This window comes from Bacillus sp. YC2, assembly GCF_019891195.1.
Taxonomy (GTDB): Bacteria; Bacillota; Bacilli; order Bacillales; family Bacillaceae; genus Bacillus.
Window position 1 is genome coordinate 48,543 of sequence record NZ_JAHXDO010000005.1, and the last position, 26,225, is coordinate 74,767.

Here is a 26,225-nt window from a genome sequence, read left to right on the forward strand (position 1 = left end):
GAGGGTGGTACCGCGGGAAACAAAAAATCTCTCGTCCCTTTTAGGGATGAGGGAGTTTTTTTTAGTTTTAGAATAATCTGAATATAAATTTCCTTATCCCGTCAATACTTGGACTAAAGACGCCGTATTCAATCAGAAGGAGGTTTTTGCGTTGAGTTTTCAGCACGAAAAAATAGAAAAGAAATGGCAAAATTACTGGTTGGAGCATAAAACCTTTGCTGTCAGTGAACAGGAGGACAAGCCGAAGTTTTACGCGCTTGACATGTTCCCTTATCCGTCAGGAGCCGGCCTTCATGTCGGGCATCCCGAAGGCTATACGGCGACGGATATTCTGTCGCGTATGAGACGCATGCAAGGGTACAACGTGCTTCATCCGATGGGCTGGGACGCGTTCGGCCTTCCTGCCGAGCAGTACGCGCTTGATACGGGGAACGATCCGGCAGTGTTCACAAAGCATAACATCGATAATTTCCGCCGTCAGATCCAGGCCCTCGGATTCTCTTATGATTGGGACCGGGAAATCAATACGACTGATCCGGACTATTATAAATGGACGCAGTGGATTTTCACCAAGCTTTACGAAAAAGGCCTTGCTTACGTTGATGAAGTGCCTGTCAACTGGTGCCCGGCTCTCGGCACAGTGCTTGCGAATGAGGAAGTCATTGACGGCAAAAGCGAACGGGGCGGACATCCTGTTGAACGCCGCCCGATGAAGCAATGGATGCTGAAAATCACCGCTTATGCGGACAGGCTTCTTGAAGATTTAGAGGAGCTAGACTGGCCGGAAAGCATTAAAGACATGCAGCGCAATTGGATCGGCCGCTCTGAAGGGGCGAACGTGCATTTTGCCATTGACGGCAGCGATGAGACGTTCACTGTGTTTACGACACGCCCTGACACGCTGTTTGGCGCGGCATACGCTGTTTTGGCTCCTGAGCACGAGCTCGTCAGCACCATTACGGCGGCTGAACAGAAGGAAGCGGTTGACGCTTACATAAAAGAAGTTCAGGCGAAAAGTGACCTCGAGCGGACGGATCTTGCGAAAACAAAAACAGGCGTTTTCACGGGCGCTTATGCGGTAAATCCGGTAAACGGTGAAAAGATGCCGATCTGGATCGCTGATTACGTGCTTGCCACTTACGGAACGGGAGCCGTCATGGCTGTGCCTGCACATGATGAACGTGATTTTGAATTCGCCAAAGTGTTCGGCCTGCCTGTCAAAGAGGTTGTAAAAGGCGGAAACATTGAAGAGGAAGCGTTCACGGGTGACGGTGAGCACGTTAATTCAGATTTTCTGAACGGCCTGAACAAAGCGGACGCCATTGAAAAAATAATCGCCTGGCTTGAAGAAACGAAAAACGGCGAGAAAAAGGTGACATACCGTCTTCGCGATTGGCTCTTCAGCCGTCAGCGCTACTGGGGCGAACCGATTCCGGTCATTCATTGGGAGGACGGAACATCAACGGCCGTACCGGAAGAGGAGCTGCCGCTCATTTTGCCGAAAACCGATGAGATCAAGCCGAGCGGAACGGGCGAATCACCGCTTGCCAACATTAAAGAATGGGTGGAAGTCACTGATCCTGAAACGGGCAAAAAAGGCAGAAGAGAAACAAACACAATGCCGCAATGGGCGGGAAGCTGCTGGTATTTCCTTCGATTTATCGACCCTAAAAACCCGGATCAGCTTGCTTCACCTGAGAAATTAGAGAAATGGCTGCCTGTTGATATTTATATCGGGGGAGCGGAGCATGCCGTGCTGCACCTTCTGTACGCTCGTTTCTGGCATAAGTTCCTCTATGACATCGGTGTTGTCCCGACGAAAGAGCCATTCCAAAAGCTGTACAACCAAGGAATGATTCTCGGGGAAAACAATGAGAAAATGAGTAAATCACGGGGCAACGTCGTCAACCCGGATGAAATTGTTGCGTCTCACGGAGCGGATACTTTGCGGCTGTACGAAATGTTCATGGGACCGCTTGACGCTTCCATTGCCTGGTCTGAATCCGGCCTTGACGGAGCGCGCCGCTTCCTTGACCGCGTATGGCGTCTGTTCGTTGAGGAAAACGGCGAGCTGACGGGCAAAGTGACAGAAGGCGCGGGTGAAACACTTGAGCGCGTCTATCATGAAACAGTGATGAAAGTGACGGAAAACTACGAAGGCCTTCGTTTTAACACGGGCATTTCTCAGCTGATGGTTTTTATTAATGAAGCCTACAAAGCGAATGAACTGCCGAAAGAATATATGGAAGGTTTTGTGAAGCTGCTTTCTCCGGTTGCGCCTCACTTAGCGGAAGAGCTGTGGGAAAAACTCGGCCACAACGGTTCTATTTCTTACGAGGCTTGGCCTGTGTATGACGAATCAAAACTGATCGACGATGAAGTGGAAATCGTTGTCCAGCTGAACGGAAAAGTGAAAGCGAAATTAACCGTTCCGGCTGATGCTGATAAGAAACAATTAGAGCAGCTCGCGCAGGCTGATGAAAAAGTGAAAGAACAGCTTGAAGGAAAAACAATCCGAAAAATCATCGCTGTACCAGGCAAGCTGGTCAATATCGTAGCAAACTGACCGAATGGACCCCTCTCTTACAGAGAGGGGTTTTTCTCAGCCTCAACAATAGAAATTGTCGTGCCGCCTTTGGTATACTTAAAGGCATCACGACGAATAGGAGTGTCACAAATTGAAGATAAATGAAATCAGCACAGCCGCTCTGCAAGATAAACTGAAAGCGGGGGAAGAGCTGTATCTGATCGATGTCAGAGAAGACGAAGAGGTAGCCGAAGGCATGATTCCGGAGGCTGTGCATATCCGCATGGGAGATATCCCCGAGAAGATGGATACATTAGATAAGGACAAGGAATATGTGTTCATCTGCCGTTCCGGAAAAAGAAGCATGAACGTTTGTATGTATTTACAGGAGCAGGGCTTTCAAACGGTTAATGTAGAAGGCGGCATGCTGGAATGGGAAGGCGAAACAAAGCCGAAACAGTAAATATCAAAAAGAAAAGAAGAAAAAGAGCTTAAGCTTTTTTCTTCTTTTTTATTTTGAAACAATTTCCGTATACCGGTATAATACGGGAAAAGTGAGGAGGCGGATATGAATGGAATGGGTTATCCGTGCTGCAGAATCGGGCGATATAAAGCAAGTCCGGCAAGTCGCAAAACAAAGCTGGCATCATACGTATGAAGGAATCATTCCTGAACATATTCAGGATCAATTTCTCCAATCCGCTTATCATGATGAGATGATGGAACGGCGAATTGAACAATCTCTGCTGCTGGCTGCAGAAGCAGCAGACGGGACAATCGCAGGTTTTGCCAATTTCAGCCCCGTTCAAGAAGGCGGAAAAGCTGAGCTTGCCGCTATTTATATTGATCCCGATTACCAGGGAAACGGAATAGGAACGGCGCTGCTTAAAGAGGGCGTACAAAAGTCCGGCGGGATAAAAGAGCTTTATGTTCATGTGGAAAAAGAAAATCAGGCCGGAATGTCTTTTTACAAAGCGAAAGGGTTTGAATGGGTGTCTGCATTTGAAGAGGATTTTGAAGGGCATCTCTTACAGACGGTCAAAATGGTGCTCCGCATATAAAACGATCCAAACCATGGGCGGTTTGGATCAGAAGAATTGTTTATTGATAAGCCGGGAGCCAGTCTTTATGGGCTTCGAATAAATCATCGCACAAAGACACGATGTCTTGCAGGGAAAGCTCGGCGCTTGTATGCGGATCAAGCATGGCAGCCTGATAGACGGTTTCCTTTTTTAATGTGACGGCCGCTTCGATGGTCAGAAGCTGCGTATTAATATTGGTTCTGTTAAGAGCGGCGAGCTGTTCCGGCAGTTCCCCTGAAAAGCAGGGCGTAATCCGTTTTCTGCCGGCGACACATGGCACTTCGACAACAGCCTTTGCCGGAAGATTCGGTATGAGCCCTGTATTCAGCACATTGCCTCCGAATGTAAACGGCTGATCGGTTTCCATCGCTTCTATGATTCTTGAGCCATATTCCTTCGACCGTTCATGTGTAAGATTTTGATTGTTGATGATACCGTCTCGCATCGTCTCCCAATCTTTTATTTGTTTCACACATCTCCTCGGATATTCATCAAGCGGAATTTGGAATTCATCAATCAGCTGCGGGTACTGTCTTTTAATAAAATAAGGATGATATTCGGCATTATGCTCTGACGATTCCGTTACGTAACAGCCGAACTTATCCATCAGTTCAAACCGCACCATGTCTTTATGTTTCGTCTTCTGCTTTTCGCGGGCGCGCCTTTTAATTTCAGGGTATAAATCAATGCCGTCTTTTTTGATCTCCAGAAGCCAAGCCATATGGTTGATGCCTGCGATGCGTGCCTCGGTTCCCTCATGATCCATGTCAAGTGCTTCAAACAGCTCTTTTGTACACACCTGCACGCTGTGGCACAGGCCGACGGTTTTTACATTCGTATGCCTGAGAAGCGCACCTGTCAGGGATGCCATCGGATTTGTATAGTTTAACAGCCACGCGTCGGGGCAGACCTCTTCCATGTCCTTTGCGATGTCAAATAAAACGGGAATGGTTCGAAGCGCTCTGAATATGCCGCCTATTCCGACGGTATCGGCAATTGTCTGCCGAAGGCCGTACCTCTTCGGGATTTCGAAATCAATGGCCGTCGCCGGTTGATAGCCGCCGACCTGAATGGCGTTTATGACATATCCGGCGTTTTTCAGCGCTTGTTTCCGGTCATGGTAAGGGATGATCGCCACGCTCTTATTGCAGCGGTCTCTCATGTTTTCGAGCATGAGCTGAGACTCTTTCAGCCGTTTGGCGTCAATGTCATAAAGCGCGAATTCAAAGCCGTTTAAAGCCTCAGTCAGCAAACAGTCACCCAATACATTTTTTGCGAAAATCGTGCTTCCTGCGCCGATAAACGTAATCTTTTTCATCAGAAAATCCTCCTTGTTCTTCTCAGCCTTTGACTGCGCCTGAAGACAGGCCTGAGATAAAATATTTTTGAAGCGCCAAAAACAAAATGATCATCGGCAGCATCGCCATAATCGCCGCTGCGGCAACTAAGTGCAGGTTGTTCGCGTTTTCGCCGAAAAAGCCGGCCATGGCGACGGTTAATGTCTGTACCTTTTGATCCTGTAAAAAGAAAATGGCGAATTGGTAATCGTTCCATATGAACACACAGGAAATGATACAGACCGTTGCCGTAATCGGTTTCAACAGAGGGAAGACGATGGTAAAGAAAATTTTCAGCAATCCTGCTCCGTCCATCCTCGCTGCTTCTTCAAGCTCTTTCGGAATGGAGGAGCGGATAAAACCTGAATATAAGAAAACGGTCAATGGCATATAGGCCGCAGTATTAATGAGAATGGCGGCAGCATGTGTATTGATCAGCCCCGCATCGGCGACCATCTTGTATAAAGGAACCATAGAGGTCAAAGGCGGGATAATCATAATGGAAATCAAAAGGGCAAAGACCGCCTTATTCAGCTTTGTATTCCTTCTCGCGAGCGGGTATGCGGCAAGCGAACCAAACAGAATTAACAATACAGCGGAAACGGCTGTAATGATGATCGTGTTTAGAAAGGAATGCCCGAGTGAGGCCCGCTCCCATGCCTCCCGAAAATTTTGCAATGAGAAAGCGGAGGGAGCGGAGGGAAGCGACCATTTAGAACTGTAGTCTCCTTTTTCTTTTAATGAAGTGGTCAGCAAGATATAAAAGGGGATAAAATGAGCGCACGAGATCACGGCGGCTAAAAGCGTTAATATCCGTATCCGCGATGAGCCGGCTGTTTTCATGACATTTCCGTCTCCTTCCGTTTAAAATACACGAGTGCGCAAAAGCTGATGACGAGGATAATGAAGGACATAAAAACACCTTGGGTGGCGGCATATCCCGCATCTTGGCGCTTGAAATATAAATCATACATAAACGTCGACATGGATTGAGAGGAGTTGCCCGGACCGCCTGCGGTAAGTGCAAAAATCACGTCAAACAGCTTCAGTCCGCCGATAATGTTGATGACCATGTTGATGGTGACTGCCGGCATTAATAAAGGCAGCGTAATGGTGAAAAACGGCTGAAGCCCCCCTGCGCCATCCATTTTCGCAGCTTCATAATAGTCTTTCGGTATACTTTGCAGTCCCGCCAAATAAACAATCATCGCGATGCCTGCGTACTGGTAGGTGTTAATCATGACGATAATCCACGGGTTAGCCTGCGGGCTTGCTAAGGCATTAACAGGACTGATTCCCAATACGCCCAGCACGTCATTCAGCGCGCCGCCGTCATAGGAAAAGAAAAAGTACCAAATGTATCCCATGATCAGCGGGCTGATAATCACCGGCAAATAGACAATCGTTCTTGTAATCGCCTTCATTTTTAAGCTTTGATTCAGAAGAAGCGCATACAGAAGCCCAAGTATATTTTGAAAAAAAGTGCTGCCGATGCCGTACAGCAAGGTGTTTTTCACAATGAGCCACGAATCAGGGTCAGTGAAGAGCCTTTTATATTGAGTCAATCCCACCCACTGATAGGTCTGTGAAAAGCCATTCCAGTTTGTAAAGGTGATAAAGAACCCTTTGATAAACGGATAAATCATGAAAACGAAAACAGTGACAAGGGCCGGGATATACATCCACCACAGTGACGCGTGCTTTGGAGGTTTTTTACATAAGGCGGTTTCTTTTACAAGATCACTCATTCACCTTCAGCTCCCTGTTCATCAGATTGCAGACGAAGCCGCTTATATTCTGTGCCGAGTTTTGCAGAGATTTCAGCGGGGGTTAAAATATCAGCCATAAGCTCCTGCCCGGCGGTTCCCATGACATCCCACATTCCATTCGGCAAATAAAGGCGGTCGAAATAGGGCTGAACCTTTATATGCTGATATTGCTTATAATCATCGGCGTAAAAGATTTCCGCTTGAACATTCAATAATCCGGCTGGAAGCGATGTCGCTTCGGCTAATGTTTTTGCGTGTGCGGGCCGGGCCATAAATGCGATAAATTGTTTCGCCTCCTTCAGATGGGGAGAATCCTTCCATGCCGCCAAAGTGTAACGTTCGCCGCCGATCCAGACCGGAGAATCGCCCTGATGAATGGCGGGTGTCGGTATAATGCCGACTTTTACTTTCGGATTAATCTGGGCGACGTCTTGGCCGAGAGTGCCGCCCTGCATTGTAAACGCGATTTTATTTTGTGCCATCAGCTCAATGAGCTGGGATCGTTTTGCCGTCACGGCATCAATATTGACCAGGTGTTCCTTTTGCATGTCTTTCAGTTTGTCAGATAAATAGGTGAAGTGCGTCCAGCGGAAGGTTCCGTTAAGCAGCTGTTTTTTGTAGTTCCGAGCGGGATCTGTGATGAGAAGCGGTGCGGCGAACTGATCGAAATATTGGGCAAACGAGCTTTTATCATATCCGGCAAACCAGAAGGGGGTGACAGTGCCGCCGCTCTTTTCTTTAATCTGTCTCAGCGCCTGAATAAAATCATCCATCGTTTCCGGCGGTTTAATGCCGTATCGGTCCAGCATGGTGCGGTTGTAGGCAAGACCGTCCTTTGCCTGATTCAGCGGGTAAGCGTATATCTTGCCTTTGGCATCCTTCAGCATGCTGTTTACATTCGGGTCAAGCTGCTTTGTCCATTCCATGCCTCTGAGATCGGCTGTATACTCCCCGTAACGGATTTTTGCCCAGCCATGGGTGTCGAAAAGGTCCGGCATGTCATCGGCCGCCATTCTGACCCGCATCATATTTTCGTAATCATTGCCTGGGAAATGAACTTTCACTTGAATGTCGGGATGTTCGTTTTCAAAAGAAGCGGCCAGTTTTCTGAATGTATTTCGTTCGCTGTCTGAGGATATGGTTGAGTAGATCGTCAATGTTTTCTGCTTATGATCAGCCGTGCTTTGTTCGGCAGAGCAGCCGGGAAGTATCATACAAGTAAAAGAAAGAAACAAAACCAGTAAACGTTTCATCTTTTCCTCCTTAAAATATGATAGAAACGCCGCGGGAAACGTCACCTCCTTTCTGATGATCCGCAGCTTTGTCTGACAATAAGCGAAACGGGAAGCGTAACGGTAAGCGGAATGGTTCTGCCGTTCACGCGGTCAAGGAGAAGCTTGACGCCCGTCCGGCCCATCTCTTCTGTATACACTTTTACCGTGGTTAAGGGCGTGCTGGCGAATTCGGCCTCTTCAATGCCGTTAAAACTTACAATGGCTGTATCCCTGGGGACTTGAAGCCCTGCTTCCTGCAGCGCTTTTAACGCGCCGATTGCCATCGAATCACTCGCGATAAAAAAGGCGTCAGGCAGGGTGCCGCCCGCAATAGCTTCTTTCATCAGGCGATAGCCTTCATGCATGCTGTATTCGCCGATCAAGACATGCTCCGGCTGAGGACGGGCAGTCTTCAAAAAAGCAGTCAGCCGCTTATCTTCAATCGTTCTCTTGCTGTTTACACCGTTTTTTACGGTATGTTCTTTTTCCTGCCCGCCAATATAGCCAAGCCGCTCATAGCCGAGAGAAGTAAGGTGTTCGATGGCCTGCTGTACTGCGGCATAAAAATCTGCGCTGACAGAATCATAGCGTGCCGGATCGGGTGTGCTGTTAATGTACACCGCGTGCTTGAATGTGCCGCTGATGCTCGTAAGCGCCTCATCATGCAGGCTGCCGATCACAATGACGCCGTCCAGCTCGTGAAACATATTCTCTTGAAAGGAACCGAGGTGGATGGATGACGTAATGAAAATTTCCTGTTTAAAGCATTCATCTTCAACACCCTTTCGGATGGTGGAAAAATAAGGGTCCTGTCGCTCTTCTTCCGGGGACAGACAGCTGACCACTCCGATAAGGGGCGCGGAATCCCGGCCGTATCCGCGGGTTTTTCTCCGTTTTGCTGACGGCTGATAGCCGAGATCCTCCGCGATCCGAAGAACTCTTTCTCTTGTTGCTTCCGTCACGGAAAGAGAGTCATCCCGGTTTAAAATTCTTGATACTGTCGCGCTGGATACATGAGCCTGTAAAGCGATATCTTTGAGACGGACCATTTTGCAGCTCCTTTTCAGATAAAAATTTACTAAAATGACATTTACTTGTTTCTGTTAAAAAGATGATATCATGGTTTAGTAAGCGTTTTCAATAATTAATTTTGGCTGTTTTTAGTAAAATTCAGTAAAATGATACAGCGGAAGATTTCATCAAAGTAATATAGAAACACCAGGAAGAATTCAGCTTTCTCTATCATAATTCGTCTGAACCGGAATAAATTGATAGAGAAAGGAGCGGGGAGTACATGCTGAAGGTAGCGGTTTTTGATGAGGAGCATGAAAAAGATTTGCAGACTGAAGTCAATTCATTTCTAAAAGGAATTTCAGAGGAACAGCTCGTTGATATTAAATATACTGTAGCGGCGGCCTGTGATCCTGAAGGTGAACAGCTTTATTGCTTTTCCGCTTTAATTGTATACCGAAAATAAAGAAGCCCGCACCGATGGCGGGCTTTTTTCGTATTATGCTTTTTTGACACGCGGACTTCTGGGCTTTTGATATTTCTCCATTTGTCTGAGTCCTTTTCTTTCACTCGCCAATGATTTATACAGGGATACAATCATGAGGAGAATCACGATAGAAAACGGAACCGCCGCGAGAATGGCCATGTTTTGCAGTGCGGCAAGGCCTCCGGAATATAAAAGAACCGCAGCCATGGCCGACTGGATGATTCCCCATGTGACTTTTACGCGATTGGACGGGTCCAACGAGCCGTAAGACGTCTGCATTCCCAGTACAAATGTCGCTGAATCGGCTGATGTAATAAAGAAAACAGCGATCAGGATAAGCGTTAATACGGATGTCACCATTGTAAGCGGATAATGGCTGAGTGTGCCGAAAAGCATCGTATCCGTCGACAGGCCAGCAACATTGAACACGCCTTTTTGCTGAAGATCCATTGCCGATACCCCAAATATCGCAAACCATAAAAAGGCCAGAATACAAGGTGTCACTAACACACCGATTAAAAATTCACGAATGGTCCGGCCCCTTGACACGCGGGCGATAAATATCCCGACAAACGGAGACCAGGAAATCCACCAGGCCCAGTAGAAAATGGTCCAGCTGTTAATCCATTCCCGTTTTTGCGGATCATTCGGCGACAGGCGGAAGCTCATTTGCACGATATTTTGGATATATTGACCGATGGAATCGGTAAATGAGTTCATGATCAGCACGGTCGGGCCGACAATCAGCATAAAGATCATCAAAATACCGGCAAGCGCCATGTTGGTATTGCTTAAGTATTTAATTCCTTTGCCTATGCCGCTCCATGCAGAAATTAAGAAAAGCACGGTCACGACGGCAATCAGAACCAGCTGAACGGAAAAAGTTTTAGGGATTCCGAATAAGTAATGCAAGCCGCCGTTGATTTGAGTGGCGCCGAGCCCTAAGCTTGTCGCTACACCGACAACGGTCGCAAACACAGCGATACAGTCGATTGCTTTACCGAGCGGTCCGTTTACTTTATCGCCTAAAAGCGGTGTCAGTGTGCTGCTGATCAGGCCGGGAGCATCTTTTCGGAATTGAAAATATGCAATACATAAAGCGACGACCGCATATATAGCCCAAGCGTGAAGCCCCCAGTGGAAAAAGGTAAACCGGAGTGCATCTCTGAATGCCTGAGGCGTTTCTGTTTCACCTGAGGGAGAGCTGATAGCGTAATGGCTGATCGGTTCCGCAGCGCCGTAAAAGACCAAACCGATTCCCATACCGGCGCTAAACAGCATGGCAAACCATGATAATAAACCGAATTCAGGTTTTTCCTCGGGTTTTCCGAGTTTTATTTTGCCGATCGGACTCACAATGAGAAAGAGACAGAATCCCACAAATATAGAAACAACCAGTAAATAATACCAGCCGAAAGAATTTGTGATAAAATTTTGCACTGTATCAGTAACCCGCTGGAGGCTCTTCGGAGACAATACTCCCCAGAGAACAGCCGCGGCTGTGATAACAATCACAATCCAAAAAACACTGGAAATGTTATTCTTCTTCAAACGTTCTCACCCTCTGACTTTTTTTCAGTACGCCTTTTTTGTTTAGTATGGTCGTACGATTACAGATCATTCCTTTCTTCCTGTTCCCTCAATCAGGTGAAACAAAACGTAAAAAACTCTATCATGTTTTTGGACAGTTATCAACCGGGCTACTGATAAAAAGCGCTTTAACCATCCTTAAAGCGAACGTGAGAAGAGCCCCGCATTCAAACCGGCCAGCCGCCCCGTGACAAGGGCTGAGGTGATATTGTATCCTCCGGTATATCCGTGAATGTCTAAAATTTCCCCGCAAAAATATAACCCTTCCATTTTTTTAGAAGCCATTTTTTTCGGTTCAATTTCTTTTACGGAAACACCGCCGCCGGTGACAAAAGCTTTGTCCAGAGAAAGAGTGCCGTTTGCAGAAACCGTAAATTGCTTGCAATCTTTGACAAAGGCTCTGAATGGATCCTTCGGCAAATCTGTAAAACACATTTGCGGGTCAAGGTCGTTCCGCTCCAGCAAAAAGAGCAGGTACCGTTCTTGCATCCATGGTTTCAGTGCGTTTTTCAGCGCTTTTTTCGGGGTTTCTTTCAGCTCCTTGTACATCCGCTGAAACAATTCTTCTTCGTTGATGTCAGGAAACAGGTCGATGCGAAGCTTCACCTCCGGCTGCTTTTTCAGCTCTTTGACAACGAATTGGCTGCACCGGAGAATGGCCGGACCGGATAAGCCGAAATGGGTAAACAGCATGTCCATCACATGTGTAACGATGGGTTTTCCCTTTTTGTTTAACACGCTGACTGCCGCGCCTCTTAATGACAGGCCTTGAAGCGTTTTTTTCTTAATGAACGGTTCGGCCGATGTGACCGGAACCTCTGTCGGAAACAGCTCCGTAATGGTATGACCTGCTGCTTCAGCCCATGCATAGCCGTCTCCTGTACTTCCGGTATGAGGAACGGATTTCCCGCCGACCGCTATAATAACGGCGTTTGCGTTAATCAGTTCGCCGTTGTTTGTCGTAATACCTGCCGTCCTGCCGTCCTCGTAGCGAACCTCTTTAATTTTTTCGTTCGTGCGGATGGTGACGCTGAGCTCGTTCAGGCGATTCAAGAGTGCATCGACCACGCTTTGCGCTTTGTCCGTCACCGGGAACATGCGTCCGTGATCCTCTTCTTTTAATTGAATGCCGAGCTTTTCAAAAAAGACAATGATATCTTCGTTATTAAATTCAGAAAACGCGCTGTATAAAAAACGTCCGTTTCCGGGGATATGTTTGATGATTTCTTCAACGGGGAGGCGGTTGGTCACATTGCAGCGCCCGCCTCCGGAAATCGCCAGCTTCCGCCCCAATTTGTTTCCTTTATCAATTAACAAGACGTCTGCCCCTTGTTCGCCCGCGGCGATCGCAGCCATTAAGCCGGAAGGGCCGCCGCCAATCACAATCACGTCATAATGTTTCAATTTCATCAACAACTTTCTTTTTCACATAGTAATCGGCGGAAATGTCCGCTTCTTGCTATTATAGCGAAAGAAGGGTTTCCCTTAAACGTATTTTGTTTTTTAAGAGCTTTCTAAAAGTTTCCCGCTGTAATTATTACCGTCTAAATGCCCAATTGTGTTAAAATAGAAAAGTTGAATCTTCGTAGAAAATGGTGATGAGGAAACATGTCAAGCAAATTGTTAAGGGGCACGTTCGTGTTAACGCTCGGCACCTATATATCGCGGATTTTAGGTATGATTTATCTGATCCCCTTCGGCGCAATGGTCGGAGCGACGGGCGGAGCTTTGTTTCAATACGGATATAATCAATATACATTATTTTTAAACATTGCCACGATGGGTTTTCCCGCGGCGGTATCAAAGTTTGTCTCGAAATATAATTCCAAAGGCGATTATGAGACGAGCAGGCGGATGCTGAGAGCGGGGATGTCGGTCATGCTCGTTACAGGGATGATCGCTTTTACGATTCTTTATCTTTCGGCGCCGTTTTTTGCGGAAACGTCGCTTGGGGGTACGAGTAACAACGGACTGACAATTGATCACGTCGTTTATGTCATCCGCATGGTCAGCTTGGCCCTTTTGGTTGTGCCGATCATGAGTCTTGTGCGCGGGTTTTTCCAAGGTCATCAGATGATGGGGCCGACAGCCGTGTCTCAGGTTGTCGAACAGCTTGCGCGGATCATCTTTTTATTAGGAGCAACCTACCTCATTTTAAAAGTGATAAACGGAGGCCTTGTCATAGCCGTCGGTTATGCGACTTTTGCAGCTTTGATCGGTTCATTCGGCGGACTTGTCGTCCTCTATATTTACTGGAATAAACGGAAGGGCGATTTGCTGGCGATGAAGCCCAATCTCGTTCCGTCGGCTGACTTAAGCTATAAGAAAATGTTCATTGAGCTTTTCAGCTATGCCGCTCCGTATGTGTTTGTCGGACTGGCTATCCCTTTGTATTCGTACATCGACACGAATACATTTAATAAAGCAATGATTGCGGCCGGCCATAAAGACATCAGCCAGGACATGCTGGCGATAGTCACGCTGTATGTGCCGAAGCTTGTCATGATTCCGGTATCACTGGCGACCGCCTTCGGTCTGACGTTAATCCCGACCATTACCGAATCATTTACGAGCAAAAATTACAAACTGTTAAACCAGCAGATTAACCAAACGATGCAAATCATTCTGTTTTTGGTCATTCCGGCCGTCGTCGGCATGTCCGTTTTATCAGGACCCGCCTATACGTTCTTTTATGGCTCTGAAAGCCTTCGTCCTGATATCGGACAAGACATATTGTTCTGGTATGCGCCTGTAGCGATTTTATTTTCTCTGTTTACCGTTAATGCCGCGATTTTACAAGGCATTAATAAACAAAAGTTTGCGGTAGTCAGCCTTTTTATCGGTGTTATCATAAAAGTGCTGCTGAACGTTCCGCTGATTAAGCTGTTTCAGGGAGACGGTGCCATATTAGCAACGGCGCTCGGTTATATCGCTTCACTTCTGTACGGATTTATCATGATCAAGCGCCATGCAGGTTATTCATACTCGGTGCTGCTGAAACGGGTTATTTTAATGGCGCTTTTATCCGTCGTGATGGCGGTAGCGGTCAAATTGACACAATGGCTGCTCGGCTTCTTCGTTACTTATCAAAGCGGCCAGCTGCATGCGGCGATCGTCGTCTTTATCTGTGCGGTTGTCGGCGGTGCGGTGTATATGTATGCGGCTTACCGAATCGGATTTTTACAGAAAATGTTCGGAAACCGTCTGCCGCGCGTTTTTAGAAAAGGCAGACACTCCGCCCATTAAAATATGTGACAGAAAGTCCGCTTTTTGCGGGCTTTTCTTATTAAAGGAGAGGATAGAATGAGACTTGATAAGCTGCTTGCCAACAGCGGATTCGGCTCAAGAAAAGATGTGAAAAAAATCGTCAAGGCAGGAGCGGTAATGATTGACGGGGTGCCGGCGAAGGATGTTAAAACGCATGTGGACCCGAATGTGCAGGATATTACTGTGTACGGCGAGCCGGCAGACTATCGCGAATTTATTTATATTATGATGAATAAGCCGCAAGGGGTGCTGTCCGCCACCGAAGACAGCCGGCAAAAAACGGTTGTTGATTTGCTGACGCCGGAAGAGCAGCGGTTTGAACCGTTTCCGGCAGGGCGTCTGGATAAAGACACGGAAGGCTTTCTGCTTCTCACAAACGACGGTCAGCTCGCTCATCGTCTGCTCTCGCCGAAAAAGCATGTTCCGAAAACGTATGAGGTCCATTTAAAACTGCCGCTGTCGGGGGAAGAAATCGCCAATCTCGAGAGAGGCGTCATCATTGAAGGCGGCTACAAGACAAAACCGGCAGCCGTTGAAACCATCACACAAAGCCCGGATGATATGGTGATTCATCTGACCATTACAGAAGGCAAATATCATCAGGTGAAGCTGATGGCAAAAGCCGTCGGGAACGAAGTGACCTATTTAAAGCGGCTTTCAATGGGCGCGGTTTCTTTAGACCCGGCGCTTGCCCCGGGTGAGTTCCGGGAGCTGACTGAAGAAGAGCTGGCAGCGCTGACAGAAACGGAAACGTAAAACGGCATCAGAAAAGCCCAAAACAGATCTGTTTTGGGCTTTTTATCTATGGAGGAACAAAAAGCAAGGCAAAGAGGCTGCTTTGCCTTGCAGCATATTAGACCAGACGTACGGTCCTATGTAATTGTTCGCTTATGATGTAATTTTAACTTTCTTTCGTGTTGTCTCCCACTTGCCTCGGCTAGGACTGTGAACAAGATCATTGTATGCTAACACATTTAAGTCTCGCTGAATGGTTCTTGGTGTAATACCGAATTCGTCAACCAGTTCCTGTGTTGTCACAAGACCTTTTTCTTGAATGAACATGTAAACTGATTTGATCCGAGTTAGCATACGGTTTGTTGAAGGCTTCAAAAAACCACTCCCTATCATAAGATCGGATGGACTTGATATACCACAACTCACGACTCTAAAACTTCGTACGAATAAGTAACAAAGGCAGACATTTTGTTTATTTCTTTTTTGCTGCCTCCATTATACACGATATAGAGGACATGAATCTAGGAATAAGCGCAGAGAATTTTTGCCAATTGTCGGCAGGCTTTGTGCATTACTATGTTTGACCCGCTCCTAATATTATGGAAACTGAAACTTTTTTTATACGTCCCCGTATATAAATGAGGGAGGGAGAGGCATGGGAGAATTATTGAATGCGAATATTATCTGCGCGGGCTACGCTGACAGGCCGAAGGTGCTTTCAAATGTTTCTTTGTCTGTAGGAGCCGGGGAGATTGTCGGCTTAATCGGAGCGAACGGCGCAGGGAAAAGCACGGCGATAAAGGCGATTCTCGGGCTGTCCCGGGATATGGAGGGTCACATCGAGTGGAACAACTCCGTCTATGCTTACATACCGGAACGGCCGAGCTTTTATGATGAACTGACGCTTTGGGAGCATATCGAGCTGATCAGCTCACTGCGGGGCATCCGAGAAGAAGAATACCAAAAGCGGGCCGAGCTCCTGCTTGATGAATTTTCTTTGACGTCTGTAAAACATGACCTGCCTTCGACTTTTTCGAAAGGAATGCAGCAGAAGCTGATGCTGGTGCAGGCGTTTCTGGCAAAGCCTGATATCTATGTGATTGATGAGCCGTTTATCGGGCTTGACCCTATCTCGACCAAGCTGTTTACCGACATGCTGATCTCCGAAAAAGAAAGAGGGGCGGGCATTCTCATGTGCACCCATGTTCTTGATACCGCGGAAAAAATCTGCGACCGGTTTTATTTAATGGATAAAGGCTCTCTGCTCCTCAAAGGCACCCTGAAGGAGCTTCAGGACGAAACGGGAAGCCGCTCACTGTTAGATTGCTTTTATTTGGCGGTTCGGGGCAGTCATCAATGACCGGCCGTGCTTTATTTTTTCAAAGGCTTTATGAGTATTGGCGGTATCAATGGAGGGTGTCCCGCACGGTTATTGATTGGACGGTCGCTTTGTATATTGTTCTTCCGGCAGCTGGCTTTTTGGTGTATCAGTATTCGGAATGGCTGAAGGGGAAAGGGCTTTTATTTGAAGGGGCGGGGATTCTGGGCTGGAACTGGCTCTATGTGTTCAGTGCGCTGCTATTATGCACAGGCTTTATCCATACCTTTTTGCTTGAGGCGGATCAAGTTTTTTTTATGCATACAAAACACCTGCTGGTACAGCTGAAACGATATGCTCTTCTGTATTCGGTCTTCATATCATGTATAAAGTGGAGTTTGCTCGCTGTGCTGTTATATCCGTTATGGCGTCAATACGGTGAAAGTTCTCCGTCGGCATATGCGGGAATATTTATCTGCCTTTTCGGCTTCCATATCGCGGTGATCGCGGTAAACGATAAATGGAAAAGAAAGCGGCAGACACTTGTTAATCAAATGGCCGGCTGGCTGTCAGGGGCCGCCCTGATTGTCGTTTCACTCGTTTTTATCGGCTTTGCCCAATGGTATTGGCTTTGGCTGTTAGGGTGTATATCTTTCGTCTGCTCAGTCGTGTCGTGTTTGAAAGAAACAGCGTCTTTGTCAGCGTTTGATGAAGAGGTGCTTGAGGAGAAAAAACGCAAGCTTTCATTTGCCGCCTCTGTCATGATGCTGAGCCAGGATGTGCATTTGCCGAATGTAAAAGATAAAAGACGGAGCAAGCCGCTGCTTTACCCTCAGTCAAAGCGTATTTTTAAAAAACGGTCGGCACTTACGGCGTGGAAGGAATTGTTTTTCAAAGTGTTGATCAGAAACAGTGAGTATGTCCGCCAGCTTTATCTTTTCATGGCGGCGTTCACCGCTCTCATTGTCGTTCTGCCGATTTGGCTGAAGCTGATTGTCTTAATGTTGTTTACCGGAGTCAACAGATATGTGCTGTCGCTTCTCTTTGACCGGATCATGGACAAACCGATAGTAAGCGGCATTGATAAAGAAAGTGACGATTATTTCCGGGCGAAAAAAGGCGCTTTGAATACCATTCAATTCATTTGCGTCGGCTGGTGCCTTCTTGCAGCGGTCCTTTCTGCTGTTTATATGTAAAAAATCCCTCTCCTTTTCCGGAGAGGGATTTTTCTTAATGTCCGTTCAGTATAAAGAGCTGAATAAAAAACAGAATGGCAAAAATGATGACCAAAGGATGAATATCGCGCCACTTTCTTTTTGCGGCTTTAACAAGCGGATATGAAATAAATCCGAGTGCAATTCCCGTTGAAATGCTGGATGTCAAAGGCATGGCCAAAATGACCAGAAACGCCGGGAAAGCTTCATCAAGCTCATTCCAGCGGATATTAGAGACTGCTCCCATCATCAGGCTGCCGACAATAATCAACGCTGGTGATGTAATTGCAGAAACCTCGGATAAGACGCTGACAAGCGGGCTGAAAAACATGGAAACGGCAAACATGACTGCGATTGTCAGTGCCGTCAGCCCCGTTCTTCCGCCGGCTGCAACCCCTGCTGAAGATTCCACGAACGCGGTCGTCGGGCTTGTGCCGAAGATGCTGCCGACCGTCGTAGCGGTCGAATCAGCCAATAGCGCTCTTCTGGCATTCGGAAGCTGATTGTTTTTCATCAATCCCGCCTGTTCGGCAACGCCGATCATCGTGCCTGTCGTGTCAAAAATGGTGACGAGAAGAAAGGAGAAGACAACGGCGTACAGGCCGTGGTGAACGACATCACCGAAGGCGGCGAACGGATTTGAAATCAAGAGCCCTTCCGGCAAATGCGGGAAAGAGATAAATCCTTTCGTGAAATGAATCTGCCCGGTGATAAAGGCGATTATGGCAGTCAGCGCCATGCCGATAAATAATGCTCCGTTTACATTCAGCACCATCAGTACAATACTGATGATAAGCCCGATCAGCGTTAAGATGACAACGGGCGAATGAAGATCGCCGAGGGCGACTAAATTAGACTTGTCAGCTGTGATGATTCCCGCCTGGCGCAAGCCGATAAACGCTATAAATAAACCGATGCCGGTCGTAATCCCGTATTTTAAATTGTCCGGAATCGCTTCTATAAGTTGTTTTCTTAATGGAGTTAAAGATAAAATAATAAAGATGACTCCTGCGATAAACACAGCGCTGAAAGCTGTCTGGTACGTAATGCCGGTGCCGGCGCCGACGACATGAAACGCAAGATATGCATTTAAACCCATGCCGGGAGCAATGGCAATCGGATAATTCGCAGCCAGAGCCATCCACAACGTTCCGACAATCGATGCGATAATCGTCGCGGTAAATACCTGATCAAACGGAACCCCCGCGTTCGAGAGGATCACCGGGTTGACCACAATGATATAAACCATTGTAAAAAAGGTAGTCAGTCCTGCGGTAATTTCTCTTTTTATTGTCGTTTGATGCTTGTCGAGATGAAACATAAGTACCTCCAATGACGAACGTTTTTTCAAAACATCATCTATATTATTCGTTTTATCAACATTTTGCAAGTCGTTTATAAAGAAAGGGGATTGTGATGAACTGGGAAGTTGAAGTAATCAGAAAAAAAGAAGACCTGATCCGTGATACACAGAAGTTTTTGCAAATTAACAGTGTGATGGATGAATCAACAGCCCGTCCAGGCCGGCCGTTTGGTTCAGGCATCAATGAGTGTCTCACATCTTTGCTTGATTTCGGTGAGAAGGAAGGCTTTACCGTAAAAAATATTGACGGCTATGCAGGCCATATTGAGTGGGGAACGGGGGATGAGATCGTCGGCGTGCTTTGCCACGTGGATGTCGTGCCGCCCGGAGACGGCTGGACGAGTGATCCTTTCTCCGCCGACATTCGTGAGGGGCGGATATACGCAAGAGGGGCAATTGACGATAAGGGGCCGACGATGGCGGCGCTTTACGCGCTGAAAATCGTCAAAGATATGCAGCTGCCTTTATCCAAACGCGTGAGGGTCATTATCGGGACTGATGAGGAAAGTGATTGGAGATGTGTGGAGCACTACTTCAAGCATGAAAAAATGCCTGATATCGGCTTTGCTCCTGACGCTGATTTTCCGATTATCAATGCGGAAAAGGGAATCATTGACGCGTCATTGCGCATTGTATCAAAAGCCGCCGGCCGTGAAGCCAAAAACGGGCTTGTTTCGTTTCGTTCAGGACTGCGGTTAAATATGGTTCCGGATGCGGCGGAAGCCGTCATTGAGGGAACTGATGTTGACGCTGTAAGCACCTATTTCAGCAAATGGCTGGAAGAAACAAATACACAGGGTGAGGCGAAGGCGGAAAACGGCAGGCTGACATTGAGGGTTTACGGAAAATCAAGCCACGCGATGGAGCCGGATAACGGTGTGAATGCCGGGTTAAAGCTCACTGAATGTCTGCAGGGGGCGGAGCTTGATGAAGCCGGAAATCACTTTATAAAAACCGTTGCCGATTATTTTTTACATGATACACGAGGGAAAAAGCTTAACATTGACTGTAAAGATGACATCAGCGGTGAGCTTACGTTGAACGTCGGCACCTTTACATATGAAAAGGGTCTGGGGGGAGAGCTCGGCATCAATATCCGCTATCCCGTCACATCAGACAGCAAAGTGATTCGTGATGCTTTTATGGCGGCAGACGATTTTCAGCTTGGGGAATTCAAAGACAGCAAACCGCACCACGTATCAGCCGATCATCCGTTAGTAAAGACACTCCAAAAGGTATACGAAGGCCAAACGGGCAAAAAAGCAGACTTGATTTCAATCGGCGGAGGAACGTACGCAAGATCCCTTTCAGCAGGCGTCGCGTTCGGGCCGCTGTTCCCGGGCCGTCCTGACAGCGCTCATCAAAAGGACGAGTACATTGAAATTGATGATCTCCTGCGGTCAACGGCTTTATACGCTCAGGCTATCTATGAGCTTGCAAAATGATAAAACAAAAAAGGGAGGCCGCTTGCGGCATCCCTTTTTATGATTCAAATGACCATAAATCCGAAGATAAATAACGTTCTCCCGTATCTGCCATCATGCAGATGACAACCTGGTCAGAAGGCAGGCGTTTTGCTGTTTCAACAGCCGCAAAGCATGCTGCGCCTGACGAAGGACCGACAAGAATACCTTCCTCAGCGGCAAGACGCCGTGTTGTCGTATATGCATCCTCATCAGATATTTTTATGATTTCATCGTAAACATTCTGATTCAATATATCGGGAATAAAACCGGGGCTTGTCCCGACAAGCTTATGGGCGCCGGGTTTTCCGCCGGATAAAACGGGTGAACCCGCAGGCTCCGCGACATGAACGGTCATATCCGGGAAAAGCTCTTTCAGCGCTTCTCCGGTTCCCGTAATCGTGCCGCCCGTTCCCGCCGTGGCGACAAAAGCGCCGAGCGGTCTGCCGAGCTGCTGAACCGCCTCATAAATTTCTGCGGCGGTCGTTTTCCGGTGTGCATCAGGGTTTGCGCTGTTTTCAAATTGCATCGGTATAAAGCTTCCCGGGATCTGTTCGGCAAGTTCTTTCGCCTTTTTGATACTGCCGGGCATTCTTTCCGCTCCCGGTGTCAGCACAACCTCCGCGCCGTATGCTTTAAGCAGATTGATGCGTTCTTTCGTCATCGTGTCAGGCATGACAAGGATGGCTTTATATCCGCGTGCCGCTGCGTTCATGGCCAGACCGATGCCGGTATTGCCGCTGGTCGGCTCGATGATCACAGAGCCGGGTTTTAAACGTCCGTTTTTCTCGGCTTCCATAATCATATTGTAAGCCGCTCTGTCTTTGACACTGCCGCTCGGATTAAAAGATTCTAATTTTAAATAGACTTGCGCTGCGTCCGCAGGCTGCAGGCGGTTCAGCTTTACAATCGGGGTATCGCCGATCAAATCCGCTGTGTTGTTAACGATTTTCAAGCCCGTCTCATTCCTCTCTGTATAAAACATTTGGTACATAATATCCTATCATATAAGCGGACAGGGTTCTCCTTCCCGCTTATCCGTTTTATAATAACACCATAACCTAAGGAGGGAGTCCCTCGTATGAAAGCTTCATTGCCGCATTATTTTCTCGGCATTCCGATTCCGGCTGATATTGCTGAACCGATTTGGGAAGCAGCCAGAAAGGAACCTGTATTAACATTTAAAAAGTGGGTGCATCCGCTTGATTATCATATCACCTTAATCTTTCTCGGCGCAGCGGATGAAGCGCGGCTTACAAGCTTAAAGCCCATGCTTGCGGAAATCGCAGCTCTTACAAAGCCGTTTACCGTTCAATTTCACAACCTTGAGATTTTCGGCGCCCGCAAGCAGCCGAGAGTGCTGCATTTAGAGCCGGAACCGAATGATTATCTGTTCGATTTACGGGAAAAAACAAAGCAGGCTGTACAAAAAGCCGGATTTCAAGTGGAAAAGCGTCCGTATCATCCTCACATGACGATGGCGCGGAAATGGAGCGGAGATAAACCGTTCCCGCCTCATGTTCCGTTTGAAAGCGGCAGGGTTTCAAGCGCCGTCACCCGGTTTTCCTTGTTTCAAACCCATCTTGACCGGTCGCCTAAGTACGAAGAAATTGCACAATTTCAACTGACATAAACAAATATTCGGAGTGGGGAAATGACATGGCACAGATCATCAAAATTCACGACTGTATATCAAGATATGAGCTAGACCCTTATCACTATATGAATCAGTTTATCCGTTTGAAAAAAGAACGCTGGCAAGCTCTCTTGGAAGCCTTTGACCGAAAAGCGGAGGAACAGGAAACAAAAATGGCTGCATCGGGCGAAACGGCTCCCGAGCCAAGCAGAAAAAAATTTTTCTTAAAGAAGAGAAAAGAGGAGATTTCGTCCGATATAAATGAAAAGAGGCATCAATGGTTTGAGGAGCCGGACGGGGAGGAGGCGCTGATGCTGAATCTTCCGTCTCATAGGGAAGAGCTCGCGCCTTTCTTTAAAAATCAATTGTATGAATTTCAATTAAAGTGGGCGAGCTCCACGCTTTCCGAGATGTCTGAGCTTTCTTATCAGGTCAAGCGGGACGGGATTTTAAGAATGCTGACCCAAAAGCTTCCTGATTCTTATTTCGTGATGTATCATCCCGTTTTTCAAATTCAGCAGGCATCTGTCGAATTAAGCACCATCATTATCTCCCCGCTGGAGATTTTTTGCGTTGCTTTTTTGGAAGCTGAGGAAGACAGCGTGTATATCGGATCGAAAAATCGTTTTTGGGAAAAGAAAACCTCCGGCGGCGCGCGTCCGGTGTTGAATCCGGCTCTCAGCCTGAACCGGACAGGCTCTGTCGTCTCGCAAATCGTCAAAGAGAAGGGGGCTGACATTCCCGTCAAAAAGCTCCTCCTCAGCAAAACGTCGTATATTGATTATCCCGAACCGCCGTACGGGCTGGACATAGCGGACAAACGGACTGCCGGGGAGTGGCTGCAAAAGCAGCAGAAAAATACGGCGCCGATCAAGCATCATCAGCTGAAGGCGGCAAATGCCCTGCTTTCTTACGGCCTGTCCAATTCAAGGCGGAGGCAGGAGTGGCTTGATTAAGCAGGACGCTTCCCGGCAGTTTTCTCATATATGAAGCAGGTGAAAACAAACGATGAGTCAATGGTTTTTTATTATTAATCCGGCCGCCGGGCGCGGCCGGGGCCGGCGTGTCTGGAAGTCCGTTCAAAAAGAGCTGTCCAAACGGGGAGTGGAACACCGTTCTTTTTTGACCGAACATCCGGGACATGCGGAGGTGCTGGCGAGACAGATTTCAACGATGCAGGATCACAAGCTGAAGCGGCTGTTTGTGATCGGCGGCGACGGTACGATGCATGAGGTCATTAACGGGCTGAAAGGAATCGGCCAAATTGAGCTGACCTTTGTGCCTGCCGGTTCGTATAATGATTTCTCCAAAGGGTTCGCCGTCAAAAAGGCGGCTCTTCTGCAAGAAATCAAACGGCAGCACCGTCCGTTAACACGGAAATTTTATACGGGAAACGTCAACTTTTTCCATGATAAAGCACAATATCTTTACTTTTTAAACCATCTTTCAGTCGGATTTGACGCCTGCGTATTGAAGGCAGCCGTGAACTTTCCGTTTTCACGCGCCCTTCGATTTCTGCGTCTCCGATTTCTGATTTATCCGCTTGCGCATTTATATACGGCGGCCACATTTCAGCCGTTCACGTTTGTCTGCACGGCAGGCGGAGAAAGGCGCGAATTCCGTAACGTTTGGTTTGTCATCGCGGCAAATCATCCTTATTACGGCGGCGGTATGAAAGCGGCGCCTTCTGCAAATCCCCGTGAAACCAACTTTGATATTGTCATTGCGGAGCATTTGTCTTTTGTCTCGCTGTATCGTTTTTTATTCGCGATGAGCTTTGGCAGGCATATCAACATGGACGGCGTCACGGTTTTAAAGGAAAAAGAAATCACTTTTGAGACGTCGGGGAAAATTCCGTTTCATGCAGACGGCGAGCTGATCGGAACCACACCGTTCCGTTTAACGCCGGGTTCAGCGCCTTTAAGGATAAAAACATAGGAAACAAATAAACCCGTCATCATATAAATCTTAGAATTCACACGGCGTTCTTACGAGTTTTGCTTGACGAAGTTTGTGCTCTAGCGCTAAAATTTATAAGACGGCTATTGATTAGCATATGAGACTCTCAATAGCTGTCTTTTTTATTTCTCATGAGGTTGTTTATGACAGGCCGATCTGCTGCTGGAAAAGGCGGAGGTCTATTCTAAAATATTTTAAGAAATGATGGGTTGAACATTGATATGAACTGGTTGGGACAATTACTAGGTAGCGATTGGGAGATCTTCCCCGCCGGAGGAGCTACAGGAGATGCATATTATGCGAAACATAACGGCCAACAGCTTTTTTTAAAACGTAATAGCTCGCCCTTTTTAGCCGTGTTATCCGCCGAAGGCATTGTTCCGAAGCTGGTTTGGACGAAACGGATGGAAAACGGCGATGTCATTACGGCTCAGCATTGGATGGCGGGCAGAGAGCTGAAGCCGAAGGATATGAGCGGACGCCCGGTGGCTGAGCTGCTTCGCAAAATCCACACATCTAAAGCCTTGTTGGACATGCTGAGAAGACTTGGAAAAGAACCGCTCAATCCGGGCGCTCTTTTGTCTCAGCTGAAGCAGGCCGTATTTGCCGTGCAGCAATTTTCGCCGCTTATTCAAGAGGGCCTCGCATATTTAGAAGCGCATGTAGATGAGGTGCAATTCGGTGAGAAAGTCGTTTGCCATTGTGATGTGAATCATAATAACTGGCTTTTGTCTGAAGACAACCAGCTGTATTTAATAGATTGGGACGGCGCGATGATAGCCGACCCGGCCATGGATCTCGGCCCTTTGCTGTATCATTACGTTGAAGAGCCAGCGTGGGACAGCTGGCTTGGAATGTACGGCATGAAGCTCACGGACGGTTTGCGTCTGCGCATGGCTTGGTACATTTTATCAGAAACCATCACCTTCATCGCCTGGCACAAATCAAAAGGAAACGATAAAGGGTGTCATGACGCCATGGAAGAGCTTCATGCCTTGATGAAGCGGATTGTCAAGTAGTCAGGAGTACGAATCCATTTGCTCCATCCATTGGGACAAGTGATTTCGATGCTCCTGAATATGCGTGTCGATGGAATCGGCCGTGATGCCGGATTGGCTGTAACGGTACACATCCTCAAGCACATTTTTTATATTTGAATCAAGCCCGGTATTGGCCATTAATGATTTGATGACGCGTTCAAGCTGTTCGTATTCGGCAACCGTTCCGCAGCAATCCAATTGATGGTCGGCTAATATGTCCTTTAATAACCGAACCTGATGTTCGCTTGTTAAGCCCATGATTCATATACACATCCCTTCTGTGTCATACATTGTGCAAAGCGGTGCGGTTTTATGCATCACATGAGTGTTCCGGACCGGGGAACCTCTTTTTTTATGCTGGCGGGCCTGAAAACGCGCTTGCGGCTCTTTTTGTTTCATGGTATGTTGTTACTCGAAATTATAGATAGAGGTGTCAATCATATGAGAATGCGCCATAAACCTTGGGCAAATGACTTTTTGGCAGAGAATGCTCACATTGCCATCAGTGATCCGGCTCAGTATAAAGGGAAATGGGACACAGTCTTTGGCAACGCCAATCCGATTCATATCGAAGTAGGAACGGGAAAAGGGCAATTCATTTCCGGAATGGCCAAACAAAACCCGGATATTAACTATATTGGAATTGAACTGTTTAAAAGCGTCATCGTAACGGCAGTCCAAAAAGTAAAAGACAGCGGGACAGACAATGTCCGTTTGTTAAATATAGACGCTGAAACACTGAGTGATGTATTTGACCGGGGAGAAGTCAAGCGCGTATATTTAAACTTTTCTGACCCTTGGCCGAAAAACCGTCACGAAAAACGCCGCTTAACGTTTAAAAGCTTCTTGAAAAAATACGAAGAAGTGATGGGCGAGAATGGCGCGATTCATTTCAAAACGGATAACCGCGGGTTGTTTGAATACTCCCTGAAAAGTTTTTCCGAGTACGGCCTTCTTCTGACGGAAGTCAGTCTCGATCTGCACAACAGCAATCCCGAAGGCAATATCATGACAGAATACGAAGAGAAATTCTCCGCGCTCGGCCAGCCGATTTACCGCGCAGAAGCTGAATGGAGAACAAAAGACAGACTCTGATACGGGAGTCTGTTTTTTTATGGCGCCATTTGCTACCATTACATCAGGAGGGATCATG

25 protein-coding genes and 1 other annotated feature (1 of these 26 only partly in view) are annotated in these 26,225 nt (G+C 47.3%); of the genes, 14 read left to right on the top strand and 11 right to left on the bottom strand.

Translation table 11 applies throughout. The features are described from left to right. Positions 1 to 42 (top strand) — a binding site (T-box leader) (it extends 174 nt beyond the left edge of the window). A 109-nt stretch (positions 43 to 151) separates the two neighbouring features. From leuS to KY305_RS10090, 3 genes are all read left to right on the top strand, one after another. After that, positions 152 to 2,566, top strand: coding sequence for a leucine--tRNA ligase (gene leuS / locus KY305_RS10080; protein ID WP_223062403.1), 2,415 nt, complete (start codon positions 152 to 154; stop codon positions 2,564 to 2,566). Between the two features lie 112 nt (positions 2,567 to 2,678). Then, positions 2,679 to 2,990, top strand: a complete 312-nt coding sequence (locus tag KY305_RS10085) for a rhodanese-like domain-containing protein (protein WP_223062404.1) — start codon at positions 2,679 to 2,681, stop codon at positions 2,988 to 2,990. 109 nt (positions 2,991 to 3,099) lie between these two features. Continuing rightward, positions 3,100 to 3,588 carry a GNAT family N-acetyltransferase gene (locus KY305_RS10090; protein ID WP_223062405.1) on the top strand — a complete coding sequence of 163 codons (489 nt, stop codon included), beginning with the start codon at positions 3,100 to 3,102 and terminating at the stop codon, positions 3,586 to 3,588. A 40-nt stretch (positions 3,589 to 3,628) separates the two neighbouring features. Here the strand turns inward: KY305_RS10090 and melA are convergent, their stop codons facing one another. From melA to KY305_RS10115, 5 genes are read right to left on the bottom strand one after another with little or no spacing between them, the layout of a single operon-like run. Beyond that, the gene (melA, locus tag KY305_RS10095; RefSeq protein ID WP_223062406.1) at positions 3,629 to 4,927 is read right to left on the bottom strand and encodes an alpha-galactosidase MelA; all 1,299 of its coding nucleotides are present in this window, start codon (positions 4,925 to 4,927) and stop codon (positions 3,629 to 3,631) included. 22 nt (positions 4,928 to 4,949) lie between these two features. Continuing rightward, entirely contained in the window at positions 4,950 to 5,789 is an 840-nt protein-coding gene (locus KY305_RS10100; RefSeq protein WP_223062407.1) for a carbohydrate ABC transporter permease, read from the bottom strand. Continuing rightward, complete coding sequence (locus KY305_RS10105; RefSeq protein WP_223062408.1) at positions 5,786 to 6,694, bottom strand: carbohydrate ABC transporter permease; 909 nt, start codon at positions 6,692 to 6,694, stop codon at positions 5,786 to 5,788. The genes KY305_RS10100 and KY305_RS10105 overlap by 4 nt, the downstream gene beginning before the upstream one ends. Further along, positions 6,691 to 7,968, bottom strand: a complete 1,278-nt coding sequence (locus tag KY305_RS10110; RefSeq protein ID WP_223062409.1) for an ABC transporter substrate-binding protein — start codon at positions 7,966 to 7,968, stop codon at positions 6,691 to 6,693. Before KY305_RS10110 ends, KY305_RS10105 begins: the two co-directional genes overlap by 4 nt. A gap of 41 nt (positions 7,969 to 8,009) precedes the next feature. Then, positions 8,010 to 9,038 carry a LacI family DNA-binding transcriptional regulator gene (locus tag KY305_RS10115; RefSeq protein ID WP_223062410.1) on the bottom strand — a complete coding sequence of 343 codons (1,029 nt, stop codon included), beginning with the start codon at positions 9,036 to 9,038 and terminating at the stop codon, positions 8,010 to 8,012. 245 nt (positions 9,039 to 9,283) lie between these two features. Between KY305_RS10115 and KY305_RS10120 the strand changes: the two genes are divergently transcribed. After that, positions 9,284 to 9,466 carry a sporulation protein Cse60 gene (locus KY305_RS10120; RefSeq protein ID WP_214804231.1) on the top strand — a complete coding sequence of 61 codons (183 nt, stop codon included), beginning with the start codon at positions 9,284 to 9,286 and terminating at the stop codon, positions 9,464 to 9,466. Between the two features lie 33 nt (positions 9,467 to 9,499). Here KY305_RS10120 and opuD read toward each other — a convergent pair whose 3' ends face one another. Then, a complete protein-coding gene (gene opuD, locus KY305_RS10125; protein ID WP_223062411.1) occupies positions 9,500 to 11,038 on the bottom strand; it encodes a glycine betaine transporter OpuD in 1,539 nt (512 codons plus the stop codon). 177 nt (positions 11,039 to 11,215) lie between these two features. Next, positions 11,216 to 12,481: a BaiN/RdsA family NAD(P)/FAD-dependent oxidoreductase gene (locus tag KY305_RS10130; RefSeq protein WP_223062606.1), complete on the bottom strand. Its 1,266-nt coding sequence runs from the start codon at positions 12,479 to 12,481 to the stop codon at positions 11,216 to 11,218. Positions 12,482 to 12,685: 204 nt separating this feature from the next. Between KY305_RS10130 and KY305_RS10135 the strand changes: the two genes are divergently transcribed. Then, complete coding sequence (locus KY305_RS10135) at positions 12,686 to 14,323, top strand: putative polysaccharide biosynthesis protein (RefSeq protein ID WP_214804233.1); 1,638 nt, start codon at positions 12,686 to 12,688, stop codon at positions 14,321 to 14,323. A 57-nt stretch (positions 14,324 to 14,380) separates the two neighbouring features. Beyond that, the gene (locus tag KY305_RS10140; RefSeq protein ID WP_223062412.1) at positions 14,381 to 15,100 is read left to right on the top strand and encodes a pseudouridine synthase; all 720 of its coding nucleotides are present in this window, start codon (positions 14,381 to 14,383) and stop codon (positions 15,098 to 15,100) included. Between the two features lie 132 nt (positions 15,101 to 15,232). Here KY305_RS10140 and KY305_RS10145 read toward each other — a convergent pair whose 3' ends face one another. Continuing rightward, positions 15,233 to 15,454: a DeoR family transcriptional regulator gene (locus KY305_RS10145; RefSeq protein ID WP_003152337.1), complete on the bottom strand. Its 222-nt coding sequence runs from the start codon at positions 15,452 to 15,454 to the stop codon at positions 15,233 to 15,235. A 280-nt stretch (positions 15,455 to 15,734) separates the two neighbouring features. On the opposite strand from KY305_RS10145, the gene KY305_RS10150 reads away from it, so the two are divergent. Then, the gene (locus KY305_RS10150) at positions 15,735 to 16,439 is read left to right on the top strand and encodes an ABC transporter ATP-binding protein (protein ID WP_223062413.1); all 705 of its coding nucleotides are present in this window, start codon (positions 15,735 to 15,737) and stop codon (positions 16,437 to 16,439) included. Further along, the gene (locus tag KY305_RS10155) at positions 16,436 to 17,593 is read left to right on the top strand and encodes an ABC transporter permease (RefSeq protein ID WP_223062414.1); all 1,158 of its coding nucleotides are present in this window, start codon (positions 16,436 to 16,438) and stop codon (positions 17,591 to 17,593) included. The genes KY305_RS10150 and KY305_RS10155 overlap by 4 nt, the downstream gene beginning before the upstream one ends. 34 nt (positions 17,594 to 17,627) lie before the next feature. Here the strand turns inward: KY305_RS10155 and KY305_RS10160 are convergent, their stop codons facing one another. Then, positions 17,628 to 18,932 (bottom strand): NCS2 family permease, encoded by a 1,305-nt coding sequence (locus KY305_RS10160; protein WP_223062415.1) that lies wholly within the window; start codon positions 18,930 to 18,932, stop codon positions 17,628 to 17,630. Positions 18,933 to 19,027: 95 nt separating this feature from the next. Between KY305_RS10160 and pepV the strand changes: the two genes are divergently transcribed. Continuing rightward, a complete protein-coding gene (pepV, locus tag KY305_RS10165; protein ID WP_223062416.1) occupies positions 19,028 to 20,419 on the top strand; it encodes a dipeptidase PepV in 1,392 nt (463 codons plus the stop codon). Positions 20,420 to 20,456: 37 nt separating this feature from the next. Here the strand turns inward: pepV and cysK are convergent, their stop codons facing one another. Beyond that, positions 20,457 to 21,422 (bottom strand): cysteine synthase A, encoded by a 966-nt coding sequence (gene cysK / locus KY305_RS10170; protein ID WP_223062417.1) that lies wholly within the window; start codon positions 21,420 to 21,422, stop codon positions 20,457 to 20,459. 96 nt (positions 21,423 to 21,518) lie between these two features. Here cysK and thpR point away from each other — a divergent pair, with 96 nt between their 5' ends. From thpR to KY305_RS10190, 4 genes are all read left to right on the top strand, one after another. Beyond that, positions 21,519 to 22,070, top strand: coding sequence for an RNA 2',3'-cyclic phosphodiesterase (gene thpR, locus KY305_RS10175; protein WP_223062418.1), 552 nt, complete (start codon positions 21,519 to 21,521; stop codon positions 22,068 to 22,070). Between the two features lie 26 nt (positions 22,071 to 22,096). Next, a complete protein-coding gene (locus tag KY305_RS10180) occupies positions 22,097 to 23,029 on the top strand; it encodes a hypothetical protein (RefSeq protein ID WP_223062419.1) in 933 nt (310 codons plus the stop codon). Positions 23,030 to 23,081: 52 nt separating this feature from the next. Continuing rightward, a complete protein-coding gene (locus KY305_RS10185) occupies positions 23,082 to 24,011 on the top strand; it encodes a YegS/Rv2252/BmrU family lipid kinase (RefSeq protein ID WP_223062420.1) in 930 nt (309 codons plus the stop codon). Between the two features lie 242 nt (positions 24,012 to 24,253). Further along, the gene (locus KY305_RS10190) at positions 24,254 to 25,051 is read left to right on the top strand and encodes a phosphotransferase family protein (RefSeq protein ID WP_223062421.1); all 798 of its coding nucleotides are present in this window, start codon (positions 24,254 to 24,256) and stop codon (positions 25,049 to 25,051) included. Here KY305_RS10190 and KY305_RS10195 read toward each other — a convergent pair whose 3' ends face one another. Continuing rightward, positions 25,052 to 25,330 carry a YtzH-like family protein gene (locus KY305_RS10195; protein WP_223062422.1) on the bottom strand — a complete coding sequence of 93 codons (279 nt, stop codon included), beginning with the start codon at positions 25,328 to 25,330 and terminating at the stop codon, positions 25,052 to 25,054. Positions 25,331 to 25,513: 183 nt separating this feature from the next. Here KY305_RS10195 and trmB point away from each other — a divergent pair, with 183 nt between their 5' ends. After that, on the top strand, positions 25,514 to 26,167 hold the full coding sequence (gene trmB / locus KY305_RS10200; RefSeq protein WP_214803950.1) for a tRNA (guanosine(46)-N7)-methyltransferase TrmB: 654 nt from the start codon (positions 25,514 to 25,516) through the stop codon (positions 26,165 to 26,167). The last annotated feature ends 58 nt before the right edge of the window (positions 26,168 to 26,225 follow it).